Here is a 16,312-nt window from a genome sequence, read left to right as displayed (position 1 = left end):
GCGCTACACCAACTTTCTCGACACTACCTCTTTAGTTCCTCAAAGGCGCTCGAATCAGCCCAATACTCCGACTCATTAAACAACTTCTGAGCCGCATGCACCCTACTAAACGAATGGTCGTTAACCCGATAGGGGCTATAGAGCTCCCCGGCAATCATGCGGTCCCATTCAACCTTATTTGTCATGCCAACCCCCTAGGCTAAGCGTTAGATGCGAAAAAGTATATCAACTAAGAACAGAAGACCAGCAAGCTACCAACAGCGTTAACCAGCCCTTTTGCTTGCGCCCGGGAGGGACTCATATGAAGTTTATCGCGAGTTCCGCACGCAAAGGAAAGCACTTAATATGCTCTCCGTGCGAGCAGGACTGTAGAGCAGGAAACTTTACCTGCGGCCCCGCCGGGAATAGCAAAAGGGCGACCCCCTTAGGAGTCGCCCTTGTTGAGCTGCTTATGTACGGCTGTTACTCGGCGTCGTGGTGACGGCGAGGCTTTCGGCCTCCGTTGTCGCCGGGACGGCGCGGACGGTCGCTGCGCTCAGAGCGCTCACGACGCGGACGCTCACGGCGCTGGAAGTGCTCGCCGTCGCCCTCGGAGGCACCCTCGGCACGAGCAGGGGCCTCGGGCTTATCCAGACGATCGAGCGAGATCTTGCCGCGATCGTCGACCTCGATGACGACGACCTTGACCTCGTCGCCCACGTTGAGAACGTCCTCGACCTTCTCCACGCGACCCTTGGCAACGCGGGAGATGTGCAGCAGGCCGTCCTTGCCGGGCAGCAGGTTGACGAAGGCGCCGAAGGGCTGGATGGAGACCACGCGACCGGTGTACTCCTCGCCCGGCTCGGGAACCTTGATGATGAGCTTGATGCGCTCAACGGCCTGGTCGACGGACTCGCCGGTGCCGCCGACAAAGACTGTGCCGTCCTCCTGGATGTCAACCGAAGCGCCGGTCTCGTCCTGGATGCCGCGGATGACCTTGCCGCCGGAACCGATGACGTCACGGATCTTGTCGGTCGGAACCTGGATGGAGACGATGCGCGGGGCGGTGCTGCGCGTGGTGTGACGCGGCTCGGGGATCACATCGAGCATCTTCTGCAGGATGAAGGCGCGACCCTCCTTGGCCTGCTGCAGGGCGCGGGCCAGGATGTCGAAGGTAAGGCCGGTGGCCTTGTTATCCATCTGCAAGGCGGTGATGCCCTCGGTGGTGCCGGTGACCTTAAAGTCCATGTCGCCCAGGAAGTCCTCGAGACCCTGGATGTCGGACAGGACCACGGTCTTGCCCTCCTCCTGAATCAGGCCCATGGCGATACCGGAGACCGGGCGCTTAATGGGCACGCCGCCGTCCATAAGGGCGAGCGTGGAGCCGCAGGTCGAAGCCATCGAAGAGGAGCCGTTGGACTCCATGACCTCGGAGACGACGCGGATGGCGTAGGGGAACTCGTTCTCGTCGGGAAGCACCGGAAGCAGAGCGCGCTCAGCCAGGTTGCCGTGACCGATCTCGCGGCGCTTGGGACTGCCCATGCGGCCGGTCTCGCCGGTGCAGAACGGCGGGAAGTTGTAGTGGTGCATGTAGCGCTTGCCCTCGGTGGGCTCGATGGTATCCAGACGCTGGCCCTCGTTGAGCATGCCGAGCGACAGGACGGAAAGAACCTGGGTCTGGCCACGCTGGAACAGGCCGGAGCCGTGAACGAGCGGCAGGTAGTTGTCCTTCACCATGATGGGACGGATCTCGTCGGCGGCACGGCCGTCGACGCGCTCGCCGGTCTCGACGACCATGGTGCGCATGGCCTTCTTCTCGAGCTTCTTGAGCGCCACGGGGATCTCGCGCTCCCAAGCGGCCTGCTCCTCCTCGGTGAACTCGGCGCGGATGGACTCCTTCAGAGCCTCGACCTTACCGATACGGGAGAGCTTGTCGGCGTCGCGAAGGGCGGCAGCCATCTCGTCGTAGTGGGCGAAGATGCGCTCCTGGACCTCCTCGACGGGCTGGTCGAGCGGGTACTCCTTCTTGACGATGGGGCCGTTGACCTGCTCCCACTCGGCGACGAACTCGTCCTGAGCATGGCAGAAAGCAGCAAGGGCCTCCTGGCCAAACTTCATGGCAGCGAGCATGTCGTCCTCGGAGATCTCCTCGGCGCCGGCCTCAACCATCGAGATGAAGTCGGCAGAGCCGCCCAGCTCCAGGTCCAGATCGGAGTTCTCGCGCTCCTCGTAGGTGGGGTTGACGATAAACTCGCCGGTCTCCACGTTACGGCCGATGCGCACGCAGGCAAGCGGGCCCTCGAAGGGCACGCCGCCGAGCGTCATGGCCAGGGAAGCACCCATGACGTTGATGACGTCGAAGGGGTTGACCTGGTCGGCGACGAGCGAGGTGGCGACGATGTGCACCTCGTTGCGGAAACCATCCGGGAAGCTCGGGCGAATCGGGCGATCGATCATGCGGGCCGTGAGCGTGGCCTTCTCGCTGGGACGGCCCTCACGCTTGAGGTAGCCACCCGGGATGCGGCCCGCGGCGTACATCTTCTCGTTGAAGTCAACGGTCAGCGGGAAGAAGTCGTAGTTCTTGCGCTCCTTGGAAACGACCACGGTGTCGAGCATCGTAGTGTCGCCCTGCTTGACCAGGCATGCGCCGGTGGCCTGCTTGGCAAGCTCGCCCGACTCAAAGGTGTAGGTCTTGCCGTACAGCTCAAAGGTCTTGGATACGAGTGTCATTGTTCTCCTTTACCCCACAGGCCCCTTGCCTGCGGGCTTCTCATGTGACGCGGGCCCCCTGCCCCCGCCACGCTTCAGAGCGCGATTGTTCACGCCCTTACACAAAAAGAGCGCCCCGCTGCGCAGGACGCTCTTAGCATGTACAAATCCTTACTGGATGTTGTCGCGGATGCCCAGAGCCTTGATGAGCTCACGGTACTCGACGATGTCGTTCTTCTTGATGTAGGAGAGAAGACGACGACGACGGCCGACGAGCATGAGCAGGCCACGACGGGTGTGGAAGTCCTTCTGGTGGGACTTCATGTGCTCGGTCAGCTCCTTGATGCGCTCGGACAGGATGGCGACCTGAACCTTGGGGTTGCCGGTGTCGACCGGAGTGTTACCGAACTGGGCAGTCAGCTCCGCCTTGCGCTCTTTGGAAACAGTCATTGTTTCACCTTTCGTTTTGCGTCGCCATCGGGCGACTCGATTCGCCTCGGACTGGGAAGCCGCCGGTGGAGCGAGCAACCAAGGTCGAGGTACCAACAGGCCGATATGTTACCACAAGCAGCCCCCGCCTGCGCGTCATCACCGACCCAACATGAATTCCATCGCGCGGAGGCGCTGATCGGTGTGCGTCGCAGCCCAAACATGCGAAAGCCCGAGCAGGAATGCCGCCGTATGCGGGTCGATTCGCTCGGCCATGAGCGCATCGAAGGTCATGGACATGAGGGCGCGCAGCCATGCGGTCTCACCGGTCGAGACCAGCTCGGCACCCGGAACGCTCGACGCGCACGACCCGCACATGAGACCGCCCGCCTGGGCTGAAAAATACGACAGCATGGGGTCTCCGCACAGCACACAGGCCGAAAAATCGGGACGATAGCCAACGTGCGATAGCAGCTTAAAGACATATGCCGCCACAAGTAGGTCCATATGTGCCGTGTCAAGCCCGCTGCCCACCAGGGCAAGCGCTCGCTGCGTTATGGCAAAGGTAAACGGGTCCTCGGCGTCCTCGAACGAGCACACGCGCGCGACCTCGGCGATCGCGCTTGCGGCGCAGGTCGTCTCGTAATCGGGCGCAGCGCCGAGCGGCGCCTCCATAAGCTCGGCCTGAGAAACCACGTCGAGTGACCGTCCATGTGCGAGCAGCATATCGACCGTACAGAACAGCTCGCAGCGCGCAGCCAGGCGTCCGCCGGGTTTGCGGGCGCCCTTTGCCACTGCACGAACCTGCCGTCCACGCTCGTCAAGCATCGTCAAGATCAGGTCGGTCTCTTTGAGCTTCGTCTTATCGAGCACGAGCACTTTCGTGCGATATGTCCGGGAGCCTGCCATGCGCGCCGCGCGTCCTTAGTCCTCGGCGTTATAGCCAAAGCGGCGAATCTGGGCCTCGTCGTCGCGCCAGCCGGACTTGACCTTCACGTCCAGCTCCAAAAAGACCTGCGTGCCAAAGATGCGCTCAAGATCGCGACGGGCGTCGATACCGATATGCTTGATCATCTCGCCGCCTTTGCCGATGATGATGCCCTTTTGGCCCTCGCGCTCGACGTAAATGGTGGCGTGCACGCGCAGCACCTTCTTGGTCTGCTCGAGCGCATCGCAGATCACGCCAACGGAGTGCGGAATCTCATCACGGGTGCGGCGCAAGACCTTCTCGCGCACAAACTCGGCAACGAGCGTCTCGTCGGAAGCGTCGGTACCCATGTCCTCGGGGAACCAACGCGGACCCTCGGGCAAAAAGTGCGCAACGGTCTCGATAAAGGCATCGACGTTGAAGTTCTTGACCGACGACGTCACGATCTCGTCGTCATATTCCATGAGCTCGTGGGCGGCCTTAAGCTGCTCCATGACCTGTGCGGGATCGGCCTCATCGGCCTTGGTGAGCACCAAGACCTTCTTGCAACGGGCGCATCTGACGCGCTCGGCAACCCAGGCGTCTCCCCTGCCAATCGGTTTGGTGGCATCAATCAAAAACGCGACAACGTCGACATCGTTCAGCTCGAACAGCGCGCTCTTGTTGAGCTCGGATCCCAGGCCGTCCTTGGGCTTATGAATACCCGGGGTATCGACAAAGACTAGCTGGTAACCGGGACGGTTGACGACGGCGCGCATGCGGCGGCGGGTCGTCTGGGCCACCGGCGAGGTGATGGCGACCTTTTTGCCATAGCAGGCGTTGAGCAGCGTGGACTTGCCGGCGTTGGGGCGACCGACCAGGGCGACGAAGCCGCTGCGGAAACCGGGTTCAACGTCGCCAAAGCCCGCGAGGCCATCGTCCTCGTCGCACAGGGCGTCGAGCTCCTCGTCGCTCATGCCCTCAAACGGGTCAAACTCCTCGACCTCCTCATAGGCCTCGGTCTCCTCGGCATCCACCGCATCCAGGGACTCGTCGTCCAAAATTTCATCGATAGGCTGCATATTGTCGGACATGGAAATCCCTTTCTAAATAAAGTCGAGCGCGTGGGCAAATACCAGCAATCCCACAATCGCGGCGGTGATGGAAAGTACGTATACGGAGGCGGCGGCGATATCCTTCGCACGCTTTGCCAGAGGATGGATCTCCTGGGTCGCCAGATCGACAATCGCCTCCATGGCGGTGTTGCACAGCTCGCCGTGAATCACCAGGCCACAACAGATGATAATCGTGGCCCACTCGGCAATGTCGAGCCCCACGATGCAGCCGGCAATGACGGTGCACACGCCCGCCACAAGCATGACCTTAATGTTGCGCTCGGTCTTGACGGCGGTGACGAAGCCCTCCATGGCGTAGGAGAAGGACTTTAAGAAGGACGGATGATCCTTGTTCGATCCGGGAATCATAGACGGCTCCTAGTCGTGGGCGTGGTTGGTGATGGGGCCGACGTGGACCAGCTTGGGGTCCTCGCCGCGCTCGAGCGCCAGATCGCGCAGGATGGCGTCCTCGCGGGCCTCCATGACCTCGGCCTCGTCGTCCTCAATGTGGTCATACCCCAGCAGGTGCAGCATGCCATGCACGAGCATCAGGCGGCACTCGTCGGCAGGGCTATTGCCAAAGCCGGGGGCCTGACGGGCAATGACCTGCGGGGCCAGGATGATATCGCCGAGCTCGAGCGTCTCGTCGGCGGGAATATCCTCGTCAAAGGCCGAGTCGCATTCAAACGAGAGGACATCGGTGGTGCGGTCGATACCGCGCCACTCGTGGTTGAGCTCGTGCATCTCGTCTTCATCGACATACGAAAGGGAAATCTCGACTTCACGCTCAACGCCCTCGGCGGCAAGCACAACCTCGCAGATGTGCTCTACCTCCTGAGCGTCGAGCAGCATATCGAGCTCGGCATCGTTGCTGATCAATACACTCAACGGGACTCCTTTCGGTCGCGCGAGCGCTGCTCGCGCACGTCATCATAAGCATCATATGCCTCGACGATACGTCCCACCAGGGCATGGCGCACCACGTCGGCACGCTCGAGGTGAGAAAATGCGACATCGTCGACACGGCCCAAAATCTTCTCGACATCCGCCAAGCCACCACGACGGCCCACCAGGTCACGCTGGCTCAGGTCGCCAGTAATCACAAACTTGGAGTTAAAGCCCAGGCGCGTCAGGAACATCTTCATCTGCTCGGGCGTGGTATTTTGGGCCTCGTCGAGCACCACGAAGGCATCGCTCAGCGTACGGCCGCGCATGTAGGCAAGCGGGGCGATCTCAATCACGCCGCGCTCCATAAGCTCATCGGTGCGTTCGCGATCCATCATGTCAAAAAGGGCGTCGTAGAGCGGACGCATGTAGGGATCGATCTTTTCCTCAAGGGTACCGGGCAAAAAGCCCAGGTTCTCCCCCGCCTCGACAACCGGACGTGTCAAGATCAGACGGCCCACCTCGTGACGCTTGAGCGCGGCAACGGCGAGCGCCATAGCCAGATAGGTCTTACCGGTACCGGCAGGACCCAAGCCAAACGTGATGGTATGCGAGCGGATGGCATCCACATAGCGCTTTTGCCCGAGCGTCTTGGGGCGAATGACGCGGCCGCGATACGAAAGCAGCACGTCATCGCGAAGCGACGTAGCCTCGTGCTCACCGTCGCGCAAGACAGCCAGGCAGCGAGAGACATCGTCGGCAGACAGCGTGCGCCCGGCGGCCGCCTCGCGAAAAGCGTGCTCGAAAAAGCGCGCCACGAGTTCGACCTCGTCCGGGTCGCCGCTCACGGCGATGCTATCGCCACGGGCGACCACATGAGCGCGAACCAAGCTCTCGAGCGCACGAAGGACGCCGTCGCCGGCGCCCAAAACGCGCGAGGGATCAATTCCCTCGGGAACGGTAAGTCTAATCTTCGAGGCTTCCATGAACCTCCCTGCGTGCATGGACCAAGCCGGAATCATCGACTCCGATGATAGCAACATCGAGCAGGCACGGGGCTGTAAGTCCACAGGTATCGTCAAGACGGGCATGATGGAACGAGCCGAGCGTCAGGTTGTCACCATACTCGAGCACGGCACGCTCGACCGTGCCCACGCGACGACGAGCGTCGGCAATGGCGAGCTCCTGTGCGGCGGCCCGCATACGGCGGCTGCGCTCGGCCATAACCTCGGGCGGCACCTGGCCGGGCATCTCGGCAGCAAGGGTGCCGGGACGCTTGCTGTAGCGGAACACGTGCATACGCGAGAAACCCACACGGCGGCACAGCGCCAGCGACTCCTCGAACTCCTCGTCCGTCTCGCCAGGGAAGCCGACAATAACGTCGCAAGAAAGTGACGCCTGCGGCAGATTGGCGCGAATCATGCGCACCGTGTCCTCAAAGGCCTCGGCACTATAGGGACGGCCCATGCGATGCAGGGTCGCCGTGCAGCCGGACTGCACGGGCAGGTGCAAAAACGGGGCGATACGCTGCGGGTAGCGCGCCATAACCTTAAGCAGGCGCTCGGAGATATCCATAGGCTCGACCGAGGAAATGCGCACATGCGGAATAGACGTGCGCTCCATGATGGCCTCGAGCAGCTCATCGATTTCGACGTGCTCGTCGGTCGCGCTCTTGCCATCGTAGGCACCCAGGTTCACACCGGTCAGCACCACCTCGGGCACGCCGGCCTCCTGGGCCTCGCGAACTTGCTCGAGCACGGACTCGACGGGCACGGAGCGCTCGGGGCCGCGTGCCTTCCACACAATGCAATAGGTGCAGCGATGGTTGCAGCCGTCCTGAATCTTCACGCCCAGGCGAGAGCGACCGAGCACATCGACCACCTCGCCATCGCTGCAGGCGGGAACGTTATCGGACTCAACGCCCAGCACCTCGCAGACACGTTCGGCGACATCGATCTTGGACGGCTCGGCGATCACGCGATCCGAAAGCTCCAGCAGCTCCTCGGGATGCAAATTGACCACGCATCCGGTCACGACCACATAGGGCTCGTTTGGATAGGCCAGCGCATGACGGACGGCCTTACGGGTCTTGGCCTCGGCCTCGCCCGTAACGGCACAGGTGTTAATGACGATCAGATCGGCATCCTGGGAATCCACAATAGCAAAGCCCAGACGCATAAGATCGGCAGTGATGCGGTCAGACTCGACCCGGTTGACGCGGCAGCCGAGGTTGACGACGGAAATATGGGGTGCGAGCACGCGGGCTCCTTAATCGAGGATATCGTCGAGGGCACTCTTGATACGGTCGGTCACCGACTTCTTACCAGAAGCGACGTCATCGCCCATCTCATCGGCAAAAGCACGGAGCAGTTCGCGTTGCTTATTGGAAAGATTGGTGGGAACGACCACGCGCAGTTGCACGATCAGGCGGCCACGCGAACCGCCACCGCCAATGCGCGGCATGCCGTAATTATTGACGCTCACGGTGTCGCCGTACTGGGCGCCGGCGGGAACCGTCACCTTAACGACCTCGTCGGGCATAATGCCCTCGACCTCAATCTCGCAGCCGAGCGCAGCCTGCGCAATCGAGATATCGCTCACCAGGTACAGGTCGTCACCGTTGCGCTTAAAGCGCTCATGGTCGGCAACACGCACGTTGACAATCAGGTCGCCCGAGGGCTCGCCGCGAAGGCCGGCCTCGCCAAAGCCGCTCACACGCAGCTGGCGACCGGTCGAAACGCCGGCGGGAATATCGATGTCGATCTTATCGTGCGAAGGCGTGCGGCCCTGGCCGTCACAGGTCTCGCAGGGATGATCGATGACCGTGCCCTCGCCGTGGCAGTCGGGGCAAGGCGAAGAGGACTGAACCTGGCCCAGGAACGAACGCTGGACCGTCGTGACATAGCCCGTGCCGTGGCAGCGGCTGCACTGCTTTTCCTGTGCACCCTCGGCCCTACCGGTGCCGTTGCAATCCTCGCAGGGGGCAAGGCGGTCATAGCTGATCGTCTTTTTGCAACCGAGCGCCGCCTCCTCAAGGGTCACCGAAAGGGAGATGGCCATATCACGGCCGCGACGACGCTTACGGCGATTTCGGGCGCCACCGCCGGCGCCGCCGCCAAAGAACGACGAGAAGAGGTCGTCCATGCCCATGCCGCCAAAGATATCGTTAATGTCGACATAGCCGGAGCCACCGGGACCGTCGGGCGAACCGTAGCGATCGTAGTTAGCACGCTTCTGCTCATCGGAAAGAACGGAATAGGCCTCGTTGAGCTCCTTGAACTTGGCCTCGGCCTCGGGGTCGTCCGAAACATCCGGATGTACGGTACGGGCCTTCTTTAGAAACGCGCGCTTAATCGTCCGCGCATCGGCATCCTTGTCGACGCCAAGTACCTCGTAGTAATCCCTATTTTCCGACACGACCGAATCCTTCCGACTTTCATTATTGTCACAGTGCGTCCTATACCCAAGCTGGGCCGGCCGCAAACAGAGGGCTAGATGTTATTGCATTGCGTAGGGCGAAAGCATGGCACGTTGCGAGCAGCTCGCAAACCAAACCGACACGAGCGCGAACATAAATCCGTTGGCAAAACCGTTGGCAAACTGCATCGCGCCGCGCTTCCACCACAGCAGGCTGCGGTGCAGCACGCCGTCCGAGACCACCATGAAAAGGCCCATGGCAAACGGAATAAAGCACATCACGGCAAAGGCCGAGAACACGCCCGATATGGCCGACAGCACCAAAAACGGCGCCACGATGCCCATCAGGTAAAAACCGGTACGGGCCTTGCCTTCCAGACGCTCGGCCTCAACATGGGCACGGCCGACAAGATCGCCGCCCGAGGCACCGTTGGTGCCGGCGTGACCCATGCCGCCAATGCGGACCTCGTCGCCATCGTGCGTGCCGGCAGGAAACTCAATTGTCTGCTCGGAGGTCACACGGGTTCGACCGCTGCCGCCGCAATCGGGACAGGGGTCGGCGACGACCTTACCGGAACCTCCGCACTCGGGGCAGACCGACTGGAACGTGCCGGCACCGAACAGGAAGGACAGGTCGACGTCGATGTGGCCGCGACCGCCGCAGCTCGGACAGGTATGTGCATGCTCGGACGAAACAGAACCCGAGCCTCCGCAGTGACCACAGGTATCGAAGCGCGTATAGCGAACGGTCTTGCGGGCACCGCCCTTGGCCTCCTTGGCGTCGAGCTTAATATCGACGACCACGTTGGCGCCGTTCTCGGGATTATAGGCAGCCTGCCCGCGACGCGGCTGGCCCCAGGCGCCCCCGAAGGGGAAACCGCCGTCAAAGGGATTGCCGTAACCGGCGCTGCCGGCATAGCCACCGCCATAGGGCGAAGCCGTCGGTGCACCGGCAAAGGGATTGCCCGAGCGCATGGCGTCGTAGCGCGCACGCTTCTGCTCGTCCGAAAGCACGGCGTAGGCCTCGGAAACCTCTTTAAACTTTTCCTCGGCATCAGGTTCTTTGTTGACGTCCGGATGGAGCTTGCGGGCCTTTTGCTGGAAGGCCTTCTGAATATCACGCGAGGTGGCGTCCTTGGAGACACCCAAAATCTCGTAGTAATCTTTTTCGTTCATCGTCGCCATGCGCGGCAACCTCCTGCTCACAGCAGCGTATATATTGCGGTAATTCTACCCGAGCGGCCTAGGCTAGACCCCAAAACAGCTCGAACAGCACATTTCCATCGAGCCAGCCCAAGTGGGTGGGCGCTAAACGAGCACGGACATGGCCCGCGAGGACGTCTGCCGAAGTGAAGGGTCCCTCATGGACTCCGAGCGTCTCGGGCACCCAAGTGGCAAGACCCAATTCGAGCGCGCGATCGCAGACAGCTGCCAGCTCGCCCGTTGGGATGACGCAAGCTGCACGAACCAACAGATCGGACGCAATACCGCGCGTCAAGCGACAAGCGAGCATCAGGTCTTCAGCCGCAGCCTCACGCTGCGACAGATATTCGGCCTCGAACGCCGTCGCGTCATCGTCACGTTGCACCAGACGCACGCGGTACGAATCGCCTCGAGAAGACACGCCGGGGAACAAACCTGCAAGACGATCGAAATCCTCGGCATCGAGCATGCCCGCGGCAGAGCGACCCAGGCCCAAATAGCCCTGGCCGGTCCAGTAGGCAATGTTATGGGCGCACTCATGTCCGTCGAGCGCATAGCTTGCCACCTCATACGGGTGATAGCCGGCCGCACCCAGACGCTCACGCGCCACATCCATGCACGAAGCTTGAAAATCCTCGTCGGGCTCTACCGACTCGTCGCGGCACGCCATGCGATAAAGGGGAGTCCCCTCCTCAAGCGTGAGCGGGTAGACCGACACATGATGCGGAGCCGCCGCCAGCATGCCATCGAGCGTGCGCCTCCAACTCGCTGCGGTCTGCCCGGGAAGTCCGCACATAAGGTCGCACGACACGTCAAGCCCAGCGTTCTTGACTGTCGCGATGGCGGCGAGCGCCCGATCGGCATCGTGAATACGGCCGATAGCGGTAAGTTCGATGTTATCGAGCGTTTGCACGCCCAGAGAGACGCGTGTGACACCAACCTTGGCAAGCGCAGCGGCAAGCTCGGCGGTCAGCGACTCGGGATTGGCCTCGCAGGTAAACTCAACGGGGGCGCACCACGCACGAATACGCCGCGCCAGCTCCACCAGGCGCTCCCCCGCCAGCGACGGCGTACCACCGCCAACATAGACGGTGCGGATCTGTTCAAGGGCCCTAGCCTTGCCAAAAGCATCGAGGCGCGCGAACAACTGCTCAAAATAGACATCGAGCGCAGCGCTCAGGTCGCACGGAGCAAAACTGCGCGAGTCAAAGTCGCAGTACCGGCACTTTTGGGCGCAAAACGGCACGTGCACGTACAGCGCGGTAACGGCCACCCTTAAGCCTCCAGCGGATGTGGAGGCACCGATTCGCCGGCGGCAAGGGCAGCCTCGCAGGCCACCACATCGCGCTCGATCTCATCGACCAGCGCCATAAACTCCTCGTAAGTGGAACAGCGCACCACATGGGCACGCCAAGCGGCGGCATGGGGCATGCCTTTTAAGTACCAGCTTGCGTACGTACGGGCACGCGACATGAGCGGCAGGAGCTCATGCGTCAGCGTTAGGTGCTCACGCAGGGCGTCTAGGCGCTCAACGGAGCTGCGCGCCGGCACCGGCATGCCATCGAGCGCAAGGGCGCGAGCATCACCGAACACCCACGGATTGCCGTAGATGCCGCGCGCGATAAACACCGCGCTGGCACCAGAACTGCGCAGATGCTCCGCGGCATCCTCGGCGCAGAACACATCACCCGAACCAATCACGGGAATCTCGACGGCGTCGGCAACCTCATCGACAACCGACCAATCGGCCTGGCCGGTGTAGAGCTGCGTGGCACAACGACCGTGCACGGCAACTGCAGAGGCGCCCGCCCCTTCAAGCATCTGGGCAAACGTTGCGGCGTTGCGGTCCTCGGCATAAAAACCCTTGCGGATCTTCACGGTCACGGGAACATGCGCCGCGCCCACCGCTGCCTCGACAATCTTCTCGGCCAGGTCGGGCGTGCGCATAAGCGCCGAGCCTTCGCCCTTAGTAACGACCTTGCGAGCCGGACAGGCCATGTTGATATCAATCAATGACAGGCGATCGCCCACACGCTCCTCGACGGCGGCGACGGCACTCGCAAACTGCTCGGGCTTGGAGCCAAAGAGCTGCACGCAAATCTGCTGCTCCTTGTCGGCCGGTAGCACCAGGCGCCAGGTCTTGTTGCTGGCATAGGCAAGGCCCGCCACGCTCACCATCTCGCTATAGGCGAGATTGGCACCGCGGCGGCGGCACATGATGCGATAAGCGGGATCGGTTACGCCCGCCATGGGAGCCATAAGGAACGGCTGCTCGGCATAGGCGCCCAGCAGCCGCTTGCTGTATTCGGAAAGCGCCATAGACCTACTCGTCCACCTTGAGGATCGCCATAAAGGCCTCCTGCGGGACCTCGACCGAGCCGATGGCCTTCATGCGCTTCTTGCCCTCTTTCTGCTTCTCGAGCAGCTTGCGCTTACGCGAGATATCGCCGCCGTAGCACTTAGCAAGAACGTCCTTGCGACGCGCTTTGACGGTAGAACGGGCGATGATTTTGTTGCCGATAGCACCCTGGATGGGAACCTCGAACAGCTGACGCGGGATGATCTCCTTAAGTTTGTCGCACAGACCACGGGCCAGGCCATAGGCCTTGTCCTTATGGACGATAAACGACAGCGCGTCCACCTCGTCGCCCGAAAGCAAGATATCGAGCTTGACGAGCTCGGAGGGACGATACTCGTTGAACTCGTAGTCGAGCGAGGCATAGCCCTTGGTACGGCTCTTGAGCTGGTCAAAGAAGTCCAAGATGAGCTCGGCGAGCGGCATATCAAAGCGCATCTCGACCGACTTGCTCGTGAGATGAATCATGTCGGTAGTAATGCCGCGGTGCTCGATAGCGAGCTGCATGACGGCACCCGTATACTCGGGCGGGCAGATAATCTTGGCCTTGAGGTAGGGTTCCTCGATACGCTCGATGCGCGTAGCCTCGGGCAGATCCTGCGGGCTGCGGACATCAATCATCTCGCCGTCAGTCTTGTAGACGTGATAGTCCACCGAGGGGCTCGTGGCAATGAGGTCAAGATTGAACTCGCGCTCCAGGCGCTCCTTGACGACCTCCATATGCAGCAGGCCCAAGAAGCCCACGCGGAAGCCAAAGCCGAGCGCCACCGAGGTCTCGGGCTCCCACACCAACGACGGGTCGTTGACGTGCAGCTTATCGAGCGCGTCACGCAGGTTCTCGTAGTCCTTGTTATCGATCGGGAACAGGCCCGTATAGACCATGGGCTTGGCCTCGCGGTAGCCGGGAAGCGGCTCGGGGCAGGGATTCGACGCCCACGTGAGGGTATCGCCCACGCGAACGGCCTCGGGGTCCTTCAGGCCCGTGACCACGTATCCGACCTCGCCGACCGTGAGCGCGTCGACCGGGGTCTCGGCGGGACGCTTGACGCCCACGCCATCGACCAAAAAGTCGCCCTTTGCCTGCATCATGCGCAGGGTATCGCCCTTTTTGATGGAGCCGTCAAAGATGCGCACCGTGGCGACGACGCCACGATACTCGTCGAAGTACGAATCCAGAATGAGTGCCTTGAGCGGCGCGTTCGCATCGCCCTTGGGAGGAGAGATCAAAAAGACAATGGACTCCAGCAGATCGTGGATGCCCTCGCCGGTCTTGCCCGAGACGCACACGGCATCATCGGCAGGGATCGCCAGGTCATCCTCGATCTCGGTCTTAACCTCGTCGGGATGGGCCGAGGGCAGGTCGATCTTGTTGATGGCCGGCACAATGTCCAGATTGGCGTTCATGGCGAGCGTCGCGTTGGAGACGGTCTGCGCCTCGACGCCCTGCGTGGCGTCGACAACGAGCACCGCGCCCTCACAGGCTGCCAGCGAGCGCGAGACCTCATAGGTAAAGTCCACGTGGCCCGGCGTATCGATCAGATTGAACTGATACGTCTCGCCATCGTCGGCGTCATAGGACACGCGAACGGCATTGGACTTGATCGTGATGCCGCGCTCGCGCTCGATATCCATGGTGTCGAGCAGCTGCGACTCCATGTCGCGTTCGTCGACGGTATGGGTGAGCTCGAGGATGCGATCGCTGATCGTGGACTTGCCATGGTCGATGTGCGCAACGATTGAGAAGTTGCGGATGTGGGAAATGTCAATTGAAGTATTCATGCGGACTATCTTACCCGAGCGGTACAAAAAATGGAGCCTGTTCCATAAAACAGGCTCCATTTATGCGCGTAATCTGTGTGGTGTGAAATTTACAACTTAGGCGTTGATGCTGTTCACGAGCTTGGCAAGACCGGACTTGCGGTTGGAAGCCTGGTTCTTGTGGATAACATGCTTGGCGGCAGCCATGTCGAGACGCTTGGTGACGGTCTTGAGGGCAGCCTGGGCCTTCTCGGCGTCGCCCTCGGCAACGGCGGACTGGACGTGCTTGGTCAGCGTCTTGAGCTCGGACTTGACAGCCTTGTTACGCATGCGAGCTGCCTCATTGGTGCGGATACGCTTCTTCTGAGACTTGATGTTTGCCACTTCTGGAGTTCCTTTCGAGTTCCTTGCAAAAAATGTATGACACCTCTGAGACACGGTGAGGTCATGCAAGCGCCTACTATAGCACGCTCCCCCTCAAAGGGATAGAACGAATTTGTCAAATAGGCAGGTATCATCACGATTTTCTCAAGATGTACGTAATCCAGAGCAAAAGCGCGGTCTGAGAATCGGCCGAACCCTTCAGCGCGAGCTCCACATCGACCGCGCCCTCGAGCGCGGCAACGAGCTCTGCCATCGAAAAGCGACGTGCCCAGGTCAGGTGATTCTTGACCTGCCAGGACTGGAGCTTAAGCGTTGCGGCCAGCTCACGACCCTGTCCGCGCGCATCGAGCGCCTTGGCAACGATAAGCTCGCGGATGCGGCCGCACAGCAATGTGTAAGTCCACACGTAGCTCTTGGCGGGCAGTAGATTGAAGAGCTCGAGCGAGCGTCGCATGTCACGGGCCGAGACCGCATTGAGAAAGTCCCAGGGCTGGACTTCGGCCGTGCGCACAATCCAGCGCTCCACATCAGCAAGCTCAATCTGGGGCGCCTCGACCATCTGGGCAAGCTTAGCCAAATCGTTATCGAGCATGCGAGTGTTTTCACCCGAACGCGAGACGAGCTCCTCGGCGGCCGCCGTCGAGATCGACTTGCCGTGCTGCGTCGCCATCTGCTGCACGCGGCGCGGTAGCTCCCAGCGCTTGGTACCGGAGCAATCGATCACCGCCTTCTTGTCGATCTTGGCGATCGCCTTATACAGGCGCGTGTTCTTGGCAAGCGAGTCGGCGATGATGAGACAAACCGTCGTGGGGCTGGGACTCGCCAGATAGTCGACAAGCGGCTCGGAGATCGCTTTGGCGAGTTTTGAGCAGCCGTCAAGGATTACCAGGCGAAACTCGCTGCCCATGGGAAAGGTGTTGAGCGATCCAATAATCGACTCAATATCGGGGTCTTTGGTCATATCGCGCTCGTCGAGGTTGAACTCGACCATACCCGACTTTTCCAGACGCGCTTTCATACGCGAGACGGCGTGATCGCGCTTGACTCCGTCGGTACCGACGATCAGATATGCCGGCAGCAGACCGGTTTCGGACATTGCGCTCCCCTCCCGCAGACTCTCGAATTCGTACCGTGCCATTTTAGCCCAGGGGTTGGTCCCGCGCCAACGGC

General features: G+C 61.3%; 15 protein-coding genes. All 15 read right to left on the bottom strand.

All coding sequences use genetic code 11. The features are described from left to right. Positions 1–462: 462 nt before the first annotated feature. The gene (locus tag AAAX31_RS05775) at positions 463–2,709 is read right to left on the bottom strand and encodes a polyribonucleotide nucleotidyltransferase (protein ID WP_349076506.1); all 2,247 of its coding nucleotides are present in this window, start codon (positions 2,707–2,709) and stop codon (positions 463–465) included. Positions 2,710–2,859: 150 nt separating this feature from the next. Then, complete coding sequence (rpsO, locus tag AAAX31_RS05770; protein WP_035138510.1) at positions 2,860–3,138, bottom strand: 30S ribosomal protein S15; 279 nt, start codon at positions 3,136–3,138, stop codon at positions 2,860–2,862. Between the two features lie 138 nt (positions 3,139–3,276). Further along, on the bottom strand, positions 3,277–4,026 hold the full coding sequence (gene recO, locus AAAX31_RS05765; RefSeq protein ID WP_271738809.1) for a DNA repair protein RecO: 750 nt from the start codon (positions 4,024–4,026) through the stop codon (positions 3,277–3,279). Between the two features lie 15 nt (positions 4,027–4,041). Further along, positions 4,042–5,118 carry a GTPase Era gene (gene era / locus AAAX31_RS05760; RefSeq protein WP_349076504.1) on the bottom strand — a complete coding sequence of 359 codons (1,077 nt, stop codon included), beginning with the start codon at positions 5,116–5,118 and terminating at the stop codon, positions 4,042–4,044. Between the two features lie 12 nt (positions 5,119–5,130). Beyond that, on the bottom strand, positions 5,131–5,508 hold the full coding sequence (locus tag AAAX31_RS05755) for a diacylglycerol kinase family protein (RefSeq protein ID WP_349076503.1): 378 nt from the start codon (positions 5,506–5,508) through the stop codon (positions 5,131–5,133). Between the two features lie 9 nt (positions 5,509–5,517). Beyond that, on the bottom strand, positions 5,518–6,027 hold the full coding sequence (gene ybeY / locus AAAX31_RS05750) for an rRNA maturation RNase YbeY (RefSeq protein ID WP_349076501.1): 510 nt from the start codon (positions 6,025–6,027) through the stop codon (positions 5,518–5,520). Next, a complete protein-coding gene (locus AAAX31_RS05745) occupies positions 6,024–7,010 on the bottom strand; it encodes a PhoH family protein (RefSeq protein WP_118267316.1) in 987 nt (328 codons plus the stop codon). Before AAAX31_RS05745 ends, ybeY begins: the two co-directional genes overlap by 4 nt. Further along, positions 6,991–8,283, bottom strand: coding sequence for a MiaB/RimO family radical SAM methylthiotransferase (locus tag AAAX31_RS05740; protein WP_349076499.1), 1,293 nt, complete (start codon positions 8,281–8,283; stop codon positions 6,991–6,993). The genes AAAX31_RS05745 and AAAX31_RS05740 overlap by 20 nt, the downstream gene beginning before the upstream one ends. 9 nt (positions 8,284–8,292) lie before the next feature. After that, the gene (dnaJ, locus tag AAAX31_RS05735) at positions 8,293–9,441 is read right to left on the bottom strand and encodes a molecular chaperone DnaJ (protein ID WP_349076498.1); all 1,149 of its coding nucleotides are present in this window, start codon (positions 9,439–9,441) and stop codon (positions 8,293–8,295) included. A gap of 81 nt (positions 9,442–9,522) precedes the next feature. Continuing rightward, on the bottom strand, positions 9,523–10,626 hold the full coding sequence (locus tag AAAX31_RS05730) for a DnaJ domain-containing protein (RefSeq protein WP_196031227.1): 1,104 nt from the start codon (positions 10,624–10,626) through the stop codon (positions 9,523–9,525). A gap of 58 nt (positions 10,627–10,684) precedes the next feature. Continuing rightward, complete coding sequence (hemW, locus tag AAAX31_RS05725) at positions 10,685–11,917, bottom strand: radical SAM family heme chaperone HemW (RefSeq protein WP_349076494.1); 1,233 nt, start codon at positions 11,915–11,917, stop codon at positions 10,685–10,687. A gap of 2 nt (positions 11,918–11,919) precedes the next feature. Beyond that, a complete protein-coding gene (dusB, locus tag AAAX31_RS05720) occupies positions 11,920–12,963 on the bottom strand; it encodes a tRNA dihydrouridine synthase DusB (RefSeq protein ID WP_117770327.1) in 1,044 nt (347 codons plus the stop codon). A 4-nt stretch (positions 12,964–12,967) separates the two neighbouring features. Beyond that, positions 12,968–14,779, bottom strand: coding sequence for a translation elongation factor 4 (gene lepA / locus AAAX31_RS05715; protein ID WP_117770326.1), 1,812 nt, complete (start codon positions 14,777–14,779; stop codon positions 12,968–12,970). 96 nt (positions 14,780–14,875) lie between these two features. Further along, positions 14,876–15,142 (bottom strand): 30S ribosomal protein S20, encoded by a 267-nt coding sequence (rpsT, locus tag AAAX31_RS05710; RefSeq protein ID WP_022094714.1) that lies wholly within the window; start codon positions 15,140–15,142, stop codon positions 14,876–14,878. Between the two features lie 133 nt (positions 15,143–15,275). Beyond that, positions 15,276–16,238, bottom strand: a complete 963-nt coding sequence (holA, locus tag AAAX31_RS05705) for a DNA polymerase III subunit delta (RefSeq protein WP_117770325.1) — start codon at positions 16,236–16,238, stop codon at positions 15,276–15,278. Between the last annotated feature and the right edge of the window lie 74 nt (positions 16,239–16,312).

Origin of the sequence: Collinsella sp. CLA-ER-H5, assembly GCF_040092375.1 — a bacterium.
Lineage (GTDB): Bacteria > Actinomycetota > Coriobacteriia > Coriobacteriales > Coriobacteriaceae > Collinsella.
Note: the sequence above shows the minus strand (reverse complement) of the source record. Positions and strands in the feature narration are given on the sequence as shown.

Excerpts from the sequence above, each read along its gene's own strand:
- AAAX31_RS05745 (WP_118267316.1), bottom strand. The coding sequence starts at position 7,010 with ATGGAAGCCTCGAAGATTAGACTTACCGTTCCCGAGGGAATTGATCCC.
- rpsO (WP_035138510.1), bottom strand. The coding sequence starts at position 3,138 with ATGACTGTTTCCAAAGAGCGCAAGGCGGAGCTGACTGCCCAGTTCGGT.
- dusB (WP_117770327.1), bottom strand. The coding sequence starts at position 12,963 with ATGGCGCTTTCCGAATACAGCAAGCGGCTGCTGGGCGCCTATGCCGAG.
- AAAX31_RS05775 (WP_349076506.1), bottom strand. The coding sequence starts at position 2,709 with ATGACACTCGTATCCAAGACCTTTGAGCTGTACGGCAAGACCTACACC.
- lepA (WP_117770326.1), bottom strand. The coding sequence starts at position 14,779 with ATGAATACTTCAATTGACATTTCCCACATCCGCAACTTCTCAATCGTT.
- AAAX31_RS05730 (WP_196031227.1), bottom strand. The coding sequence starts at position 10,626 with ATGGCGACGATGAACGAAAAAGATTACTACGAGATTTTGGGTGTCTCC.
- recO (WP_271738809.1), bottom strand. The coding sequence starts at position 4,026 with ATGGCAGGCTCCCGGACATATCGCACGAAAGTGCTCGTGCTCGATAAG.
- era (WP_349076504.1), bottom strand. The coding sequence starts at position 5,118 with ATGTCCGACAATATGCAGCCTATCGATGAAATTTTGGACGACGAGTCC.
- holA (WP_117770325.1), bottom strand. The coding sequence starts at position 16,238 with ATGTCCGAAACCGGTCTGCTGCCGGCATATCTGATCGTCGGTACCGAC.
- AAAX31_RS05755 (WP_349076503.1), bottom strand. The coding sequence starts at position 5,508 with ATGATTCCCGGATCGAACAAGGATCATCCGTCCTTCTTAAAGTCCTTC.